The organism is Chryseobacterium carnipullorum (genome assembly GCF_900142785.1).
Taxonomy (GTDB): domain Bacteria; phylum Bacteroidota; class Bacteroidia; order Flavobacteriales; family Weeksellaceae; genus Chryseobacterium; species Chryseobacterium carnipullorum.
Genome location: NZ_FRCD01000014.1, coordinates 88726 through 105928 on the forward strand (window position 1 = coordinate 88726; position 17203 = coordinate 105928).

At 38.1% G+C, this 17203-nt stretch carries 16 protein-coding genes and 1 pseudogene; 9 read left to right on the plus strand and 8 right to left on the minus strand.

The annotated features are described in order from the left end of the window. Positions 1-70: 70 nt before the first annotated feature. The 8 genes and pseudogenes from BUC06_RS15980 to BUC06_RS16015 all read left to right on the plus strand — a co-directional run bounded on the left by BUC06_RS15980 (position 71) and on the right by BUC06_RS16015 (position 5256). A complete protein-coding gene (locus BUC06_RS15980) occupies positions 71-499 on the plus strand; it encodes a DUF4268 domain-containing protein (protein ID WP_073335015.1) in 429 nt (142 codons plus the stop codon). A 60-nt stretch (positions 500-559) separates the two neighbouring features. Further along, positions 560-1417, plus strand: coding sequence for a hypothetical protein (locus BUC06_RS15985; protein ID WP_073335016.1), 858 nt, complete (start codon positions 560-562; stop codon positions 1415-1417). A gap of 430 nt (positions 1418-1847) precedes the next feature. Continuing rightward, positions 1848-2486, plus strand: a complete 639-nt coding sequence (locus BUC06_RS15990; protein ID WP_073335017.1) for a hypothetical protein — start codon at positions 1848-1850, stop codon at positions 2484-2486. A 160-nt stretch (positions 2487-2646) separates the two neighbouring features. Then, positions 2647-3465 (plus strand): DUF2314 domain-containing protein, encoded by an 819-nt coding sequence (locus BUC06_RS15995; RefSeq protein ID WP_073335018.1) that lies wholly within the window; start codon positions 2647-2649, stop codon positions 3463-3465. A gap of 91 nt (positions 3466-3556) precedes the next feature. After that, positions 3557-3691: pseudogene (locus BUC06_RS16000) on the plus strand (helix-turn-helix domain-containing protein); the annotation flags it as partial. Between the two features lie 98 nt (positions 3692-3789). Continuing rightward, a complete protein-coding gene (locus BUC06_RS16005; RefSeq protein ID WP_073335019.1) occupies positions 3790-4152 on the plus strand; it encodes a helix-turn-helix domain-containing protein in 363 nt (120 codons plus the stop codon). A gap of 357 nt (positions 4153-4509) precedes the next feature. Beyond that, positions 4510-4710 (plus strand): bacteriocin-like protein, encoded by a 201-nt coding sequence (locus BUC06_RS16010; RefSeq protein ID WP_073335020.1) that lies wholly within the window; start codon positions 4510-4512, stop codon positions 4708-4710. Between the two features lie 102 nt (positions 4711-4812). Then, positions 4813-5256, plus strand: coding sequence for a hypothetical protein (locus tag BUC06_RS16015; RefSeq protein WP_073335021.1), 444 nt, complete (start codon positions 4813-4815; stop codon positions 5254-5256). 83 nt (positions 5257-5339) lie between these two features. Here the strand turns inward: BUC06_RS16015 and gldG are convergent, their stop codons facing one another. The 5 genes from gldG to kbl are packed head-to-tail and all read right to left on the minus strand — an operon-like array spanning position 5340 to position 10119. After that, positions 5340-7010: a gliding motility-associated ABC transporter substrate-binding protein GldG gene (gene gldG, locus BUC06_RS16020; protein WP_073335022.1), complete on the minus strand. Its 1671-nt coding sequence runs from the start codon at positions 7008-7010 to the stop codon at positions 5340-5342. A gap of 4 nt (positions 7011-7014) precedes the next feature. After that, on the minus strand, positions 7015-7743 hold the full coding sequence (locus tag BUC06_RS16025) for an ABC transporter permease (RefSeq protein WP_073335023.1): 729 nt from the start codon (positions 7741-7743) through the stop codon (positions 7015-7017). A gap of 60 nt (positions 7744-7803) precedes the next feature. Then, positions 7804-8355: a CopD family protein gene (locus BUC06_RS16030; protein WP_073335024.1), complete on the minus strand. Its 552-nt coding sequence runs from the start codon at positions 8353-8355 to the stop codon at positions 7804-7806. Positions 8356-8370: 15 nt separating this feature from the next. Continuing rightward, positions 8371-8892, minus strand: a complete 522-nt coding sequence (locus tag BUC06_RS16035; protein ID WP_073335025.1) for a hypothetical protein — start codon at positions 8890-8892, stop codon at positions 8371-8373. 30 nt (positions 8893-8922) lie between these two features. Further along, positions 8923-10119: a glycine C-acetyltransferase gene (gene kbl, locus BUC06_RS16040; RefSeq protein ID WP_073335026.1), complete on the minus strand. Its 1197-nt coding sequence runs from the start codon at positions 10117-10119 to the stop codon at positions 8923-8925. Between the two features lie 161 nt (positions 10120-10280). Here kbl and BUC06_RS16045 point away from each other — a divergent pair, with 161 nt between their 5' ends. Next, entirely contained in the window at positions 10281-11159 is an 879-nt protein-coding gene (locus BUC06_RS16045; RefSeq protein WP_073335027.1) for a cupin-like domain-containing protein, read from the plus strand. 235 nt (positions 11160-11394) lie between these two features. Here BUC06_RS16045 and BUC06_RS16050 read toward each other — a convergent pair whose 3' ends face one another. The 3 genes from BUC06_RS16050 to dacB form a co-directional block, all read right to left on the minus strand. After that, a complete protein-coding gene (locus tag BUC06_RS16050; protein ID WP_073335028.1) occupies positions 11395-13326 on the minus strand; it encodes a M1 family metallopeptidase in 1932 nt (643 codons plus the stop codon). Positions 13327-13578: 252 nt separating this feature from the next. Next, positions 13579-15501, minus strand: a complete 1923-nt coding sequence (locus BUC06_RS16055) for a M1 family metallopeptidase (RefSeq protein WP_073335029.1) — start codon at positions 15499-15501, stop codon at positions 13579-13581. An 86-nt stretch (positions 15502-15587) separates the two neighbouring features. After that, positions 15588-17057, minus strand: a complete 1470-nt coding sequence (gene dacB / locus BUC06_RS16060; protein WP_083564102.1) for a D-alanyl-D-alanine carboxypeptidase/D-alanyl-D-alanine endopeptidase — start codon at positions 17055-17057, stop codon at positions 15588-15590. Between the last annotated feature and the right edge of the window lie 146 nt (positions 17058-17203).

Genomic DNA, 17203 nt, shown 5'->3' on the forward strand with positions numbered 1-17203 from the left:
AACAGTAAAATTCACAGGTATGGTATGTGCCTTTTTGCCCTTTTCCCATTAAATCCTTAAGTTTGTTCATATGTTCAGTAAACAAGAAGCACAGCAGTTAAAAAAGGAGTTTTGGACGGCATTTGGAAAGTCTTTTCCAAGAAAATGGCTCCTGTATGATACCAAGATCAAGGATTTTTCATTTAAATTTAATGCCGATAATAAAAAGGCGGAAGTGTCATTGGATATAGAAATGAAGGATGAAATTTTCCGGAATGCTTATTATGAAAAGATCTGGTCTCTGGAAGATATTCTTCAGGATTTCATCGGAGATTTTCATAAAGATGAATATTTTACGCTGGACAATGGAAAAGTAATCAGTAAAATCTGGATTGAAAAACATGATGTTTCAATATTCAATAAAAATTCGTGGCAGGAAATTTTCGAATTTTTCTGGGAAAAAATGGATGGTTTTGAGCGGTTTTATTATGAATATGAAGATTTTATCAAGGACGTTTAATCCGTTTTTACCTTTGTATGATCACTGAAAATTAGAATACATTTTAAATGTTTTTAAGGTATGACCACTCAATATGTCAATATTTTAGAGAAATATAAGCTTTTATTTGTCAACCGCCCGTTCACTTTTCCCGGTGACAAAACGGTTAATAAAAAAATAGCGATACACCGTATTGAAAATGATTTTCTGGGATATTTTCTGAACTCTTTCCCTGATGAAGAAGCTATCGATGAAATCATTACCCAGATCGATTGTATTATTTCAGAAGGTTTCTATGATCCTGGATCCTGCGAAGAAATCTATCTTCATTTTCTTACCATGAGGTACACGGATACTTCTGTCGTGTTTGAAGATACGGATATGAATAGATCTTATCTTCAGGAAATTCATTTTTCAGAATTCACAGAAATCCTTTTACTATGGAAAGATTTTATACATTCACCCCCTTTTGACCGGACCATTTTAGATGACCGAGCGGAGTTCTGCTATCATCTGAAAGAATACGAATCTGAACAGGAAATAGCTTTGTCTCTTGTAAAAACATTCAGCGAAATAGACTTTACGCTGATCAGAGGTGAGAATATCGGAGAATACAGAAAAGAGTTTAGTGCAGGCTACACAAAGGGAAAGTCTGATGAATTCTATATTACCTGCCTTTATGACAAAAATGGAATGATGATCTATGAAAAGGAGGAAAATTACTTTAAAGGAGGATCCGACGTTGTGGTACGGAAGTATTATTTTGATGAACAGATCTCCTACCATTTTGACCTTTTATATAATGAAAAAGGTGAATTTTCCGCTATTGAAAATCGTAACCCGGAGATTCCCTATATTTATGCTTCTGAGATGGATTTACTATGTCCCGGCTTCTTAGCAAAAAATCCTTATTATAAAAATTCAGATATAATTCCTTAATTCTCTGATTTTAAATATATTTGAACTCACAAAAAAACAACCCCATGAAAACTGATTACAGAGGTAAAAATTTTAAACTGATGGACAGCATCCATACTTATGGGAAAAAGTACAAATGGTATGTTATACAGACTACCAGAATAAAACGTTAATCATACCTTCAGCGGATGAAGATTTCGCTAAAGATAGAGGTATTGTATCCACTATCAAAGAATTTCTCTCACAACTGTACATATCAACGGCTTTCAACTTCAGGAAAATAATCCTGAAAAAATACTGCATTAAACTGTGCATATTTTTCTGAAGTCAACTTTAACCAAAGGATGATAATTTTATCTAAAGACTGCGGAATTCAGTATAGGTAAGATCATCCCAAGTTTACTTTGGTACAAACACTATGATAACACAACCTTACATTAAACCACTAAACATGAAAAAAGTATATAAAAACATTTTTGGAGAAGTGATTTCAAAAGCGAAAGCTGAGAAATTGGACGACTATCATTTATACTATTATGACAAAGATTCTGAGGTACTTAAAGAAATCGAATTTCTTACCGAAGATGAGATATACAGCATTAATTATTTTATGAGCCCGGATGAAGATGAAGAACAGATCGTCAATTATCTTAAAGAAAAATCTGACCTTTTCGATATTGAAATAAGAGAATCTGCGGGAGACTTTATTATTGCCACCAACAAGATGTACTCTTTATCGGTAGATGAGCAGCCTTTGATTTCAAAAACTGTTTTCTATCACGATGATCCTGAAAACTTTATCTGCTCGCAAATTCTTGATAATGAAACATTACAACCCATACCGGAAAGAACCACAAAATGCTGGTATACGCTTGATGAAAACGGAGAAAAATATGCAGCCATTGAATTTAGTTATCAGGAAGACGGAAAGCTTGAACTTGCTGTAGACAAAACTCCCAATCCGGGTAATGACCTTGAATGGGAACATTATGAATATTCTACTTTTAAGAATCTTCAGAATCATATAGACACCGATATAAGCTATTATAAAACAGCAGCACTACTCCCCAAAACGGTCGATAAAGAATAGAAAACATTGAAAATTTCCCAAAAAAACCAAACGTCCGTTTATATTTTTTTTGTATTTTAGTCAAAATAAAAAAAATGCCGGGTTTAAAAGCGTTACAGAACACTTTTAAATCCGGCATCATTATCAACATCAAATTCTAACTTTACCAAACCCAATCACAATGGAAGAGAATTCGTTTATATTTACTGATGGGACAGACCCTAAAATGATCGAAGCGTATGAAAAAGCAAGAGAAACGTTCAAATATTTCTGGCGGGAGCAGTCCTGGGAAAACAGGAGGATTATACCTGCGCTGGATCTTGCCTGTGTAAAAGCCTCATTCAGTCAGGAAGATCCTGAAACAGGAGAGAATACGGTAGAGCACATGTGGATCAATGAAATTGATTTTGATGGTGATACCGTGAGTGGATTCCTGATGAATGAACCGAACAATCTCACCAATATACAGCCCGGAGATTATTTTGAAATTCCACTGAACGAAATCAGTGACTGGCTTTTTGCCATCACTCCTGCGGTACAGAAACCGAAAGGATTATCTAAACTGTTTTCATCTCCCGAACAGGTAATACCAAGAGCTTATGGTGGATTTACCATTCATAAAATGCGTGCTGACATGTCTGAGGATGAAAGAAAAGAGCATGATGATGCATGGCATCTTGATTTCGGAGATTTCAATAAGATCCCTGTCGTGAATGACCAAGAAGAGAAACCGGAAAATCTGGTGGAACATCCGATGAGCAAAAATATGGAAGGGGAATTTATTAAATTTCTTAAGGACTATCCTGATGAAATTACGCATGCAGATGAAAAGGGCCTTACTCTCCTTCACAAAGAAACCATTGCCGGAAACCTGACCTCTGTAAAACTTATACTGGATGCCGGAGCCGACAGAAATATAAAATCTCAAATGGGAAAAACAGCATTGGATTATGCAAAACAGCTGAATTGGGAACATATTATTCCTGTTTTAGAAGGTTAGCCATTCTTTAATTGGGAGCGTGATAGTATATAAAGGGAAACTTCGGTTTCTCTTTTTTCATGCCCAATCCACGATCTGAAGAGCCAAATAACGCCTCAGCACCACCCACCTCTCGGTAAGTGAAATTGCTTATGAACTGGGTTTTGAGCATCCGCAATCCTTCAGTAAGTTATTTAAGCAAAAGACCAATCAGTCGCCCGTGGAATTCAGGAAGCTATTTAATTGAGAAAACCATTTCAGCTAAGCTAAATTTATTATTTCCTAACCTTAAAAATTTCGACTCATTTTATTTATATTTGTACAAAACACAGATAAAATATCATTATGGAAAAGCTACGAAATCTAAGAAAACAAAGAGGATATACTCAGGATTATATGTCTAAAATCATCTCAACCGATGTTTCCAACTACTGCAGAAAGGAAAGCGGTGATGTCAGAATATATGATGACGAATGGGAAAAGCTGGCCAAAGCACTTGATGTTCCGGTACAGGAGATCAAAGAAGAAAGAAAATCCGGCATTGTAAATAATGAAAATCCAATTTATAATGATAACTCCGGAAACTTTAATCACTATAATAATATTCCAGGTGATATTGTAGAAAATCTGCAGGATTATATCAAGGTCTTAAAAGCGCAGATAGAAGCTTTAAAGGAAGAAAATAAGAAATTGAAGTCTAAAAGGTAAAATAATTCTCTTGACCAGAATATATAATAAACCACTGCTTTTTCGCAGTGGTTTTTCTTTTTACAGGCTATACAAAACTCCTGTTCATCAATAAAAACTGCACCTTTTCCTGCCAAAAAATCATTACAAAACGAGCAGCAAATTCCGCTGCCTCATTTATTTTTTTCAAATTAATCATTACCTACCTAAAACACCATCAACACGATAAAACACTACACAACAACACCTTACATAAGAATTTATTTAATGGATTATGTAAAAAAATAAAAAGGGAATCATAAATTCACTACCTTAGGATTTAGATAAGCGGAATCCGAAAAGCTTTAAAAGAGTAGGAAAACCAAAAAACTAAATACCATGAAAAACTTAAAAAAACTTTCAAGAGACCAAATGAGATCATTATCCGGGGCAGTAGCAGCAGCAATCGAAGCACCTTGTGACGGATGGAAATTATGCCATGCCAACGATGACGGCAGTTATGGCTGGGGAATGTGTCCTGCGTCAACAGGAGGAACAAGCTGCCATAATTACGCCTGCGGAGGTGGATTTTGGTGCTAATTAAAAGCATGAGAATGAATAGTTTTTCAGAAGGCTATTCATTCTTCTCTTATTTTTAATGCCCTATTGAGTTCTGTCATTTCCACAACAATCACAATTATTATGAAAAAAATTATCTTACTCATCCTGATGCTGATCTTCGGAATTGGGTATGCGCAAAAAGTAAAAAAAGAAGAAAAGGTAAAAGATAAATTTGAATCGCGGCAGCCTCAGGACCTGTCTGTTCCTCCGCCTCCAATGGTCGCTTTTCCCGCTCAGTATCCTAAAGGTAACAAGGCATTTATTGACAATGTCAAAAAGAATTTGGATGCCAGCGCTCTAAAAACTCTTGGTAAGGATTTAAAAACAAAAATCATCCTGAAGGTAAATTCAGAAGGCAATGTAGTGAATGTTTCCACCTACGGAGGGAATGAAGCATTCAATACAGAAGTAAAAAAAGCAGCTGAAAAAGCCACGTACAATATTAAATGGGAAGCCGGGAAAAATAACCGTGGCGAAAAAGTAATTGACATCGTCCATCTTCCGTTTAAATATCCAAATACGTAAAAAATCAGTATCAAATTCAACCCTTATTTGATATTCCCCGATAAACAAAAAAGAGAAACCTTACGGCTTCTCTTTTTTTATTTTTATCCAAACTTTCTCTTCCTCATCCAGAAGAACAGGCCTCCCAGCAGGCCAATCACTACTAAAGGCAGCAGTAAATTCAGCCATTGCCAGTTTGCTTTTTCTTCCGTGATACGGTTTCTGTCCAGAAGCCTTTCTTCAATATTTCTGTTTCGGAGCGCCATCAGATTACTGTCGTCCAGAAGATAATCTAAAGCATTTCTCAGGAACTGCTCGTTTCCGAACTCCTGATTCGTGAGACGGTCAATTCCCATCGGAAGCGGCTCACCTTTATGCATTTTATTTCTTCCGACATCTCCGTCAGCAATCACGATCATTTTATTTTCAGGACTCTGGCTTTTGAAGCCCGGATATCCTTTTCTTTCAATTCTTGATGCATAGGCGGAAGTAAATTTTCCTTCCAGCGCAACAGCGAAAATTTTAGGCGTACTTGGTTTTTCCATCTGGCCAAGGCTGTCTACGCTTGCAATTTCTTTAAGATCCACATAATTGGGAACCTGCTTAAGAAGCGTTCGTTCACTGGATTCAAAAAGAACCTTTGTTTTAATATTTTTTCTTCCTCCCAAAGTATCAATAGAAGTCGGGAATTCAAATTTTACAGGATTGATGTTTTTCGTGATCGGATTATCATTCTCCGCAATTCCCAGTGGGAAATACGGCCACGGAAGGCTGGTATACTGAGGGTTCCCTCCTACTTCACCGGTAACCAGTTTCAATAGTGCAAATTTCTTTACATCTTTCACCAAAGCCGGATTGATCCTGATACCGTAATTGAAAAAGAAATCCGTCATATTGATATCTACCGGGAAAGGCATTACCTTCTGATATCTTGTCAGCGTATCCATTTCAGCATTCACTGCATCAATCATCCAAAGCGTTTTCCCGCCATTCATAATAAACTGGTCAAGAATAACCTTTTCATTATCTGTAAATGCTTTTCTGGGTTTTGCAATCACCAGAGCGCTCATCTGTTTTAGCAAAGGAAGATCCTCCAGTGTAAGTTCTGTCTGATTTTTTGGGACCACGGGACCTGCATCATAATTTTCCATTGCCAATTGCATAAAACCATGGAACTCTTCAGGACCAAGCTCATCCTGATTCACCAGGATTCCTACTTTCTTTCTTTTATCTGCTGCGATATTTTTGATATTGGAAACCAGACTGTACTCCAGACCTTCTATAGATCTCGTCAGCTGCTGATCTGCATCTATTCCTGCCTGCTGTACCACCAACGGAATAGAAACGCCTCTTTTGTCATATTTTATAACGGCATAAGGGAAAAGCGTGATCTGTGAAATCTTCCCGTCTTTGATATCCGGAAGAACAGAAGGCTGCATCCCCATCGCCATCAGGGTATCCTGAGACATTTTTGTTTTTATAGGATCGATGAATTTGAAATCGATCTTCGGATTGATCTTCCTGAACTCTTCCAGCATAAATCTGGTTTCGCTCTGAAGCTGCTTGAAGCTTGCCGGGAAGTCACCTTCAAGATAAACATCTACGGTAAGCGGCTTTTTCACCGACTCCAGTACTTTTACCGTACTGTCCGAAAGCGTGTATCTTTTTTCTTTTGTTAAGTCTAATCTGATTCCCGAATAGGCAAGCAGAATAACCAAAGGAACCACTGCAATAAGGAAAATTCCTAATGGAGATTTGATATTGAACTTCTTCATAATGCTACTTCTTTTTTGTGATAAAATGGTTGGACAATAAGAGTGTAGCACCGATGATCAGAATAAAATAAGCCACATCCGTAAGATCGATAAGCCCTCTGGTAAAGCCCAGAAAATGCTGATAAAATCCTACATTCTGAAGAATAAAATCTGCCCCTCCCAACAATTTATAGCTCGCCAGCTGCTCTATTCCGAAGTACATGATAAAACACATGAAAACGCCTAAAAGGTAAGCCATGATCTGGTTCTGCGAAATTGAAGAAGCTAAAATCCCGACTCCTGAAAAAGCAGCAATTAAAACAATCAGACCAATATAGCTTCCGAAGGTCATTCCAAGGTCAATATTTCCGGCCGGAACCCCTAAAACATAGACGGTATAAAGATAAATGAGTGAGGGAATAAGACATAAAAACCCAACGATCCACACCGAAAGAAATTTTCCTGCTACCAGATCTGAAACCTTTAAAGGCTGTGAAAAAAGCCAGTTCAGCGTTCCCGTCTGCTGCTCTTCCGCAAAAGTTTTCATAGATAGTGCTGGGATAATAAACATCAGCAGCCATGGAACCAGTACGAAATAGCTTTGCAGAGAAGCCATTCCGATATCGAAAATATTAGAATCATTCTCGAAAAAAAACAGGAAAAGAGCCGTTATCAAACTGAATGCGCCGATAATGACCCACGCGCTCCAGTTGCCAAAGTAACTCCAGAGTTCCTTTTTTAAAATTGCAATCATAGTTTTTCTGTACAATGTAAAAAGTAAAATGCATTCATGTACCCATTCTACTTTCAACAGTTATTTGTTTTTTTTATTTTTATTAACGAGTTTTACTGTCATCATGATCAGAAATACAAGAACGAAAAATCCGGTAATTAATTGCCACCAGTATTCAATCACGGAAGATTTCAGGATCACTGTGAAAACCACCAGAAACAGAATGAAAGTAGCGATTTCGTTCGCCTGCCTAAGTTTGATGTTGGGTGTTTCGATTGTTGCTCCGTTCAGCTCCTTCAGTTGAAGCACTTTTTTCCAGCACCAGTAGTGATAGGCAGCCAGACCAAGCAGGAAAGTCAGCTTCAAATGAAACCACGGCATTTTCATCAACCCTGTATTCAGAAAAATCATGACAATTCCGCAGACTGCCATAATGATCCCTGCAGGAACTGTAATGATATTCCACAGCCTTCTGGCCATGAAAGTATACTGCTCTCTGAGGATTTTCTTTTTTTCTTCTGCAAACTCGTCCGTATCTTTATAGTAAACGAAAATTCTTACGAGATAAAAAATTCCCGCAAAATAGCTTACCATGAAGATGATATGCAGTGCTTTGATTATGGTATAAAGCATGAGTGAATATAAAAATTATTGATCTGTAGCGTCGATGGGCTGCATTTCCTGTAGTTTTACTCTTTTCGCGCCCAGATTGACGTAGTATTTCTCCAGTTTATTCAGATGATCTTCGCTGCTCTCCTTTCCTTTTACATACAGGCTGTAGTCGCTCCAGATGTTAATGCAAAACAATCCTTTCACTAAAATCCGGGCGTTGGACTGTTCAAAATTTTTGGCAAGAAAGACCTCCAGATCGGGTTTTGTTTTAAACTCATACACCATCACGCCACCGTCATCTCCTTTTGGGTTATTATAGGTGAAAGTGTAGAAATTTTTGATGGTCGCTGCCGTTTCAGGGCCTTCTATTTTTGAAATAATATCGGGATCACTCGTCACAAAAGGAATCTTTGTAATCCCGATATCTTTCATTTCTTTATCTATTCTCGCAGGTTTCATCCCCTGCAGTTCTACATTTTTAAGATCGAAATCCATAATGCTCTGTGCAGAGAAACTCTGAAAACATACAAAACCGATGATCAAGAGTAATTTTTTCATAAAACCTGTTTTAAATGATTAGATATTCAATTAAGAAATAACACCAAGTTCTTTTCCTACTTTTTCAAAAGCAACAATCGCTTTGTCAAGGTGTGCTCTTGTGTGCGCTGCAGAAAGCTGTACTCTGATTCTCGCTTTTCCTTTAGGTACGACAGGATAAAAGAATCCGATGACATAAATCCCTTCATCCATAAGCTTTTCAGCCATTTTCTGAGCAAGAGGAGCGTCATATAACATCACGGGAACGATTGCGGCATCGCCTTCAGGAATATCAAATCCTTTCGCCACCATTTGTGTTCTGAAATATTCCGCATTTTCCATAACCTGGTCACGAAGTGAAGTATCATCGGAGATCATATCCAAAACTTTAAGGGCAGCTCCTACGATACCCGGCGCCAGTGAATTGGAGAATAAATACGGACGTGAACGCTGTCTCAGCATATCGATGATCTCTTTTTTACCGGAAGTAAATCCTCCCAGAGCACCTCCTAACGCTTTCCCTAAAGTTGAAGTGATGATATCTACTCTGCCCATTACTTCATTGGCTTCATGGGTTCCACGGCCTGTTTTTCCGATAAAACCTGTCGCGTGAGAATCATCTACCATCACCAAAGCATTGTATTTATCCGCAAGGTCACATACACCTTTCAGGTCAGCTACAATTCCATCCATAGAGAAAACGCCGTCTGTAACGATGATTTTGAAACGGTGATCTTTTTCAGAAGCAGCGATCAACTGTGCTTCCAGATCAGCCATATTATTGTTTTTATATCGGTATCTCGCTGACTTACAAAGACGCACTCCGTCAATGATTGAAGCGTGATTCAGCTCATCTGAAATAATTGCATCTTCTTCAGTAAACAAAGGTTCAAAAACCCCTCCGTTCGCATCAAAACATGCAGCATATAAAATGGTGTCTTCAAGACCTAAGAAATCAGCAATCTTTTTCTCCAGTTGTTTGTGAATATCCTGGGTTCCGCAGATGAAACGTACAGATGACATTCCGTAACCGTGAGATTCTATCATGTCCTGAGAAGCCTTCATCACCTCCGGATTGTTGGACAACCCCAGATAATTATTGGCACAAAAGTTCAAAAGCTTTTTTCCGTTAGCTTCTATTTCCGCACTCTGCTGGGAAGTGATGATTCTTTCTCTTTTATAAAGACCGTCATTTTCAATGTTTTGCAGTTCGTTCTGTAAATGTTGAAGATATTTTTCAGAGATCATTTTTTAGTAAATTTTTAGATGCGCTAATTTAATAAAAAGGCGGTAAAATATCAGCTTTTATGAGTTTTATTCTAAAAATAGAATACAAATTCAGTTTTAACACTATTAGTCTACTAATTTAGTAGGATAATATTTATATTTGTCCTTTAAATTTCAGGAATATGAGACTGACTCCGATAGAAAAACTAAGCAAAATAAGTACGAGAAACTTTAACACCCATTACATGAAGCCGCGCTTACCTGTAGTCATGGAAGATTTTATCGATCCGGAAAGTCCTGCTTTTAAAAAATGGAGTTATGAATATTTCAAAGAAATCGCTGGTGATCACAAGGTTAATATCTATGGAAGTGAACTGGAATCTCTGGACAGAGTGGCCAGCAGCCCTATCGGACAGACGACATTTTCAGAATATCTTGATCTGATCAGTACGACCCCTACAGAACACAGGCTTTTTTTATTTAATCTCCTCAATATCAGACCCGAGCTTAAAGATGATCTTCACTACAACGATGTCACCAACGGCAAACTCATCAAATGGTTGCCTTTTATGTTCTTTGGTGGTGAAGGTTCGATCACCAGAAATCATATTGATATCGATATGTCCCATGTGTTTATTACCCAGTTTCACGGTATTAAAAGAATCTGGCTTTTCCCATGGGAGCAGTCGGATCTGATGTACAAACTTCCCTATAATTTCCACAGTTTGCCTAATATCAAAGATCCCGATTACAGAGAATTTCCCGCACTGCTTTATTTAGACGGCTATGAAACAGTCCTGAATCCGGGCGAAACTCTTTATATTCCTTCCGGATGGTGGCATTACATTCAATACGAAACCGAAGGCTATTCAGTTTCTGTAAGAGCTCTTCCTTCCAGTCTTCTGGAGAAGTGGCGTGGTTTCAAAAACATGGTGGTGACAAGGAATTTTGACAACATCATGCGCAAAATCTTTAAGGAAAAATGGTTCAGGTACAAAGTAAAAACCGCCAGAAAAAGAGCTGTACGGGCTACCAGAAAACAAAAAAGCTTTATCATCTGAAAGCGTCCTCAATAGATGTTTAATCAATAAATTATTTTAACGATGGAATTATTGTATGCCATAACATGCTCTGAACGTTCTCACTATTTCTGTTATCCAATTTTTTTGCCTTGTTCTGGCTTGTGAGCATCTTCATCCAATTTGGTTTTTACCAATCAAATTTTTATCCGGCTCTTGCCCGAAAACAGCAAAAACGGTCCTTAGGTCCGTTTTTGCTGTTTAAGTGGAAGTATTTTTAATGTTTGATAAACTTTATATTTTTCTCCTGAACGGTAAAGATGTAAGTGCCCGGAACAAGCTCTGCAATTCCAATTGCTTTTCCAGGTTGATATGCCTCTTTTCTGATCAGTCTTCCATCGATAGAGTGAATGGAATAATCAGCCGGCTTGTCAAGTCCTTTCAGGTACATTTCATTCTTTGCAGGGTTTGGATAGAGGGCAAAGTCTTCCTTCTCTACAGAAGAGACACTCAATGTATTATCCTGAACCACGGTAGAGTTTTTATCCAGAATCTGATTTTCATAATTAAACTGAACGCTGGCAACCGTAAAAGGTACTGTTTCCAGGAATCCCTGATTATTAGAAGTATGATTTAAAACAAAATAAGCGGTTTGTCCTCCTGTTCCGTTTACTTTGATCGGAAGCGGCATTTCAAAAAAGCTTACAGAAGCATTGCTCTGAGTCTGTCCTGCTTTGAACAAAATCTGATTTCCGGTCTGTCTCCATTTAATGGAATACGTAGGATACCCTTGTCCATATAACCAGTCATTAAAAAACTCTGTAAAATCTTTTCCGGTAGACTGAAGAAATGAAGCTTTAAAATCCGCAGTACTGGCATAGCCGTACGCTAAATTCGGTCTTGCATGATAGTCTTTCACTGCCTGGTAGAAAGCGTCGTCTCCCAATATCCATTTGATCATTCTTACGATATATCCACCCTTCGCATAGGAAAGCCTGCTGCTGAAGATACGGTTGGAATTGGAAAGTTCTCCATCTGAAACATAGGTACTACCACCTGTACTGCTTGTAATTAAGTTTTTCTGACCCACAAGATAATTCATAAAGTCAGCATTCGTCATCAGAAGTTTTTCGTTGGCTACATGTTCCCCGAAAGTCGCAAAACCTTCATTCAGCCAGATGTCATTCCACGTGGCACAGGTAACTTTGTCGCCAAACCACTGATGAGCAAGCTCATGAGCAATAATATCCTTACTCCAGCTCCCCATAGAAGACATCGTCTGGTGTTCCATGCCACCACCCCACTGAAATTCCAGATGTCCGTATTTTTCATTACGGAATGGGTAGGGTCCAAAATAGGTTTCAAACGTATTCATGATTTGTTTAGTCCATTCAATATTAGCCATTCTTGTTGTATTGGAATTGGTGGACGGGAATACATAATTCACAAACGGAAAAGGAGGATTTCCGATGGTGCTGGTGATTTTTGTATAATTGGTAACGGAAAGGGTAATCAGATAAGCTGCTGTAGGATAAGCCGTTCTCCAGAAAGTAAGTTTCTTTGAACCGGGAAGTATCGTTTCAGACATCAGTTTACCATTCGCTGCAACGTTATATTGTGAAGGTGTTGTGATTTTAAAATCGAATCTTTCAATTTTATCATTAAGACTTTGCTTGGTAGGAAACCAGTCCTGTGCGCCGTAAGGTTCACTTAACGTAGAAAGAACAGCCGATCCGCCCTGAGTGCCATTAAAAAAAGCATTGTACCCGGTAGGAGGAGCTCCTGCATAAGTAATCGTCAGAGAATCAAGTGTATTGGCAGGAATAGAAGCAGGAAAATCTATTTTCACTTCATCTGTTGGAAGCTGCTGAAACGTTAAATTAGCGCCGTGGTATTTCACCTGAGAAACCGTAAGAGCATCCGTAAGATCAAAATAGATGCTGCTCATATTCTGATTGGGCTTAAAGTGAGAGGTTACGGAACCCGAAATATTATACACTGCAGGATCCAACGCAATATCCATTCTCTGATACTGAAGATCATAATTTAAAGTATTGGGGCTTATATTATAGGTCGTCATTTTTTGAGAAAAGGATTTCATTTCCCTGGCAACCAATCCTTTTTTTTCAATATTGTGATCATGTTTATTCTGGCTGTAGAATAACTGCGGAAGCAAGAGGCTCAGAATCAAAAGATAAAGTGTTTTCATATCCGATAAAATTATGCGCTAAATATAGATAAAAACCTTTCAATCAATGATTAAAAGGTTAATTTTTCGCAAATATAGATATTTATATAAAAAACAATGAAAGTTTATAATGATAATAATATTTATTTCATCATATTATCAATAATACATAATTTTTTAAATCAAAAATTACAGAAACTCTACATTTAAATTAACAAATAATAACAGTAAGTTAGATATTATTAAACATAATTCCTATATTATTGTAATTTTTTAATATTTTATAAATTTGATCTGCTGATCTTGAATACTCAAAATATAAGTTCCCGGAACAAGTTCTGAAATGCTTATGGCTTTCCCGGGCTGGTACTTATTTTTCATTACTAATTGGCCGTCCAGAGCATGAATTGAATACTCAGCAGATTTCAAAACTCCCTTCAGATATAATTCATTTTTTGCAGGATTCGGATACAACGCAAAGCCTTCTTTTTCCACAGAGGACACACTTAATGTATTATCCTGAACAACCGTAGAGTTTTTCTCCAGGATCTGGTATTCATCATTGAATTCAATACTGGCGACCGGGAAAGAAACCGTTTCCACGAAACTCTGATTATTAGCGGTATGATTCAACACAAAACTGGCAGTCTGTCCTCCCGTTCCGTTCACCTTGATCGGTAATGGCATTTCAAAAAAGCTTACGGAAGGACTGCTCTGCGTCTGTGAAACCTTAAAAAGGATCTGATTTCCTGTCTGTCTCCATCTTGTCGCATAAGTCGGATAACCTTCTCCATACAGCCAATCATTAAAAAATCCTGTAAAATCTTTTCCTGTAGACTGCAGCAGTGACGCATTGAAATCTACCGTTCTTACATAGTTATAGGCTAAAGCGGGTCTGCCATGATAGTCTTTTAAAGCCTGGTAGAAAGCGGTATCACCAAGAATCCACTTGATCATCCTTAAAATATAAGCCCCTTTTGCATACGTCAGTCTGTTGCTGAATATCCTGCTTACATTGGAAAGTTCAGTATCCGGAACGTAGGTAGGTCCATCCGGAGCAGAAGTGATATTATTGATCTCTCCCAGCAGAAAATTCTTAAATTCAGCACTGGTCATGAGTAATTTTTCATTTGCGAGGGTAGCTCCGAACGTGGCAAACCCCTCATTCAGCCAGATATCATTCCATGCCCCGCATGTCACTTTATCGCCGAACCACTGATGGGCCAGCTCATGAGCAATAAGACCTTTGCTCCAGCTTCCCATGGACGACATGGTCTGATGCTCCATACCACCTCCGAATTTGAATTCCATATGCCCGTATTTTTCATTACGGAAAGGATACGGACCAAAATAGGTCTCGAAAGTATTCATGACCTGTTTGGTCCATTCTATATTCGCCATGCTTGTTGCATTGGCATTGGTGGAGGGATATACATAATTGACAAAGGGAAATGGCGGATTGCCTATGGTGTCATTTAGCTTAACAAAGTTGGTAATGGAGAGTGCGATCAGATAGGCTGTGGTAGGATACGCTGTTCTCCAGAACGTAAGTTTCTGACTGCCGGGAAGAGCAGTTTCAGACATCAGCTTTCCGTTGGCTGCCACATTATATTGTGAAGGAGTGGTGATCTTGAAATCAAATCTTTCAATTTTGTCATTCATACTCTGTTTGGTGGGAAACCAGTCCTGTGCCCAGTAAGGCTCATTCAAAGTACAGAGGATAGGAATTCCGCTTTGGGTGGTCGTATTGAAGCCATTTCCAGTTACAGGAGCTCCTGAGTAATGGATCGTTAATGAATCCAGTGTATTGGCAGGAATCGAGGCCGGAAAATCTATTTTGATTTCTTTGGTCGCCAGCTGTTGGAATGTAAGATCAACTCCATGATACTGCACCTGTGAAACTACCAGAACATTGGACAGATCAAAGTAAATGCTGCTCATATTCTGATTGGGTTTAAAATGAGAAGTCACTGAACCTGAAACATAATATACTGCAGGATCAAGATTCAGATTCATTCTCTGATACTGAAGATCATAGTTTAAGGTGTTGGGATTGATGTTGTAGGCAATCATTTTCTTCGAAAAAGTATTCATTTCTTTCGCAATGAGTCCTTTCATTTCAATATTTTCCTGTATCTGGCCGGAGAACTGCTGGGAAAGGAAAAGCCCCAGAATTAAAAGATAAAATTTTCTCATATTCAGGATATTAGATTTAATCAAAGATAAAAAAAACCTTCTAATCATGGATTAAAAGGTTTTTATACTGTTGAAATTATTATTTTTTAAAGATCCAGAGCCGGCTCAAGAATTTTTTCCATTCTTTTCTTTACCATGTCTACAGATCCTGCGTAGTTGTTGACCATTAAAGAAAACACCAGTGTCTTTCCTGAATTGGTTTTCAGATATCCTGCTAATGTTTTTACTTTATTTAAAGTTCCTGTTTTAGCAAAAACCTGTCCGTTTCCGGTTCCGATGAACATTCTTTTCAATGTTCCGGATTGCCCTCCTACAGGAAGTGATGTTAAATACGTTTTATAATATTTCTCATCCATTAATGAGGTCAAAAACTTCACTTGAGAAATCGGGGTCACATTATTACTTCTTGAAAGTCCGCTACCATCCATATAATTCAGCCCGATCATGTCGAAACTTTCATTCTTAAGATGCTCTGTTACCACTACTCTTCCTGATTCTGAAGTCTGATCTCCCATTTTCTGGAAGCCTACCGTTTTCAGGAGCGCTTCTGCCAAAGAGTTGTCACTGTGCTGGTTGGTATAAAATATAATATCACCTAATGTTGGAGATTTATATGCTGAAACAAGTTTTCTGGTTTCAGGGGTAGCATCCGTCATTTTAGGGGTTACTTTTCCTGTCACTCCAATTCCGCTCTTTACCAGTGTCGTTCTTAAAGTATTGGCAAGATATGCCGGAGCATCTGGAAGTTTGGTTGTTAAAGTTCCGTTTCCTTCATACTTTTCAGCATATACCATCTGTTTTACGTAAGGAGAAACATAGAAATACTTTTTATCAGAAGTAAAACCTGATTTTTTGACGATCAGTTTTTCGTTGGCTGGATTGATCTCGCGGGTAGTTCCTACGGGCAGATAGTAATTATTGTTTTCAAGCCATACAACATTTTCCGGAAGCATTGCAATATTGCCTTTGAAAAGCGCTGTCTGAATGATAATATCACCATTTACCTTTTTGATACCTTCGCGGGAAAGTCCGCCCATGAAGTCTGAAATAATGTCTCTGTAAGACCATGCTCCGGCTTTATTGGTTCCTAAGGAAGGATCACCACTGCCGATCAGATACAGATTTCCATTTAAAACTCCATTTTCATCAATAGTCCCTGAATATTCCAGCTGCGTCATCCAACGGTAGTTCTCCCCTAAAAGGTTCATCGCTGTTTCTGTTGTTAATAATTTGGTGGTAGAAGCCGGAACTAAAGGAGTATTTTCGTTGTACGAAGAGATGATCTTCTTCGTTTTGGGATCATACACTACGAATCCCCAGGTTGCATTTTTCAGCACAGGATCCGTCATCATTGTGTTTACATTAATGTCTACAAGCTCTTTGGCCGACAAAAATGTTTTCTCTGCTACCGAAGTAACGGGAGAAGGCAAATTCAAAGTACTCCTTTGATTGTCGTAGGCATGTGAGTAAAGAACTGTAGAAACGGTAGATTGAGCAAGGAAAAAACCAGAAGCCAATACCGCTACACTTGAAATATATTTTCTGTAATTTACCATCGATCTTTTTTTTGTTTCAATAGTTTGACACCGTAAAAAAGGATAAGTTAAATCATCCAATTAAAGAGCCAAACACTTAATCAACGACCAAAAGTAGAAATTATTGTCATATAAAGGGGTACCGAGGTCTTATAAAAGACCGTAAA

What these genes read in the sequence shown, in the direction of transcription:
- BUC06_RS15980 (WP_073335015.1), top strand. Translation starts at nt 71, where the DNA reads ATGTTCAGTAAACAAGAAGCACAGCAGTTAAAAAAGGAGTTTTGGACG.
- BUC06_RS15985 (WP_073335016.1), top strand. Translation starts at nt 560, where the DNA reads ATGACCACTCAATATGTCAATATTTTAGAGAAATATAAGCTTTTATTT.
- BUC06_RS15990 (WP_073335017.1), top strand. Translation starts at nt 1,848, where the DNA reads ATGAAAAAAGTATATAAAAACATTTTTGGAGAAGTGATTTCAAAAGCG.
- BUC06_RS15995 (WP_073335018.1), top strand. Translation starts at nt 2,647, where the DNA reads ATGGAAGAGAATTCGTTTATATTTACTGATGGGACAGACCCTAAAATG.
- BUC06_RS16005 (WP_073335019.1), top strand. Translation starts at nt 3,790, where the DNA reads ATGGAAAAGCTACGAAATCTAAGAAAACAAAGAGGATATACTCAGGAT.
- BUC06_RS16010 (WP_073335020.1), top strand. Translation starts at nt 4,510, where the DNA reads ATGAAAAACTTAAAAAAACTTTCAAGAGACCAAATGAGATCATTATCC.
- BUC06_RS16015 (WP_073335021.1), top strand. Translation starts at nt 4,813, where the DNA reads ATGAAAAAAATTATCTTACTCATCCTGATGCTGATCTTCGGAATTGGG.
- gldG (WP_073335022.1), bottom strand. Translation starts at nt 7,010, where the DNA reads ATGAAGAAGTTCAATATCAAATCTCCATTAGGAATTTTCCTTATTGCA.
- BUC06_RS16025 (WP_073335023.1), bottom strand. Translation starts at nt 7,743, where the DNA reads ATGATTGCAATTTTAAAAAAGGAACTCTGGAGTTACTTTGGCAACTGG.
- BUC06_RS16030 (WP_073335024.1), bottom strand. Translation starts at nt 8,355, where the DNA reads ATGCTTTATACCATAATCAAAGCACTGCATATCATCTTCATGGTAAGC.
- BUC06_RS16035 (WP_073335025.1), bottom strand. Translation starts at nt 8,892, where the DNA reads ATGAAAAAATTACTCTTGATCATCGGTTTTGTATGTTTTCAGAGTTTC.
- kbl (WP_073335026.1), bottom strand. Translation starts at nt 10,119, where the DNA reads ATGATCTCTGAAAAATATCTTCAACATTTACAGAACGAACTGCAAAAC.
- BUC06_RS16045 (WP_073335027.1), top strand. Translation starts at nt 10,281, where the DNA reads ATGAGACTGACTCCGATAGAAAAACTAAGCAAAATAAGTACGAGAAAC.
- BUC06_RS16050 (WP_073335028.1), bottom strand. Translation starts at nt 13,326, where the DNA reads ATGAAAACACTTTATCTTTTGATTCTGAGCCTCTTGCTTCCGCAGTTA.
- BUC06_RS16055 (WP_073335029.1), bottom strand. Translation starts at nt 15,501, where the DNA reads ATGAGAAAATTTTATCTTTTAATTCTGGGGCTTTTCCTTTCCCAGCAG.
- dacB (WP_083564102.1), bottom strand. Translation starts at nt 17,057, where the DNA reads ATGGTAAATTACAGAAAATATATTTCAAGTGTAGCGGTATTGGCTTCT.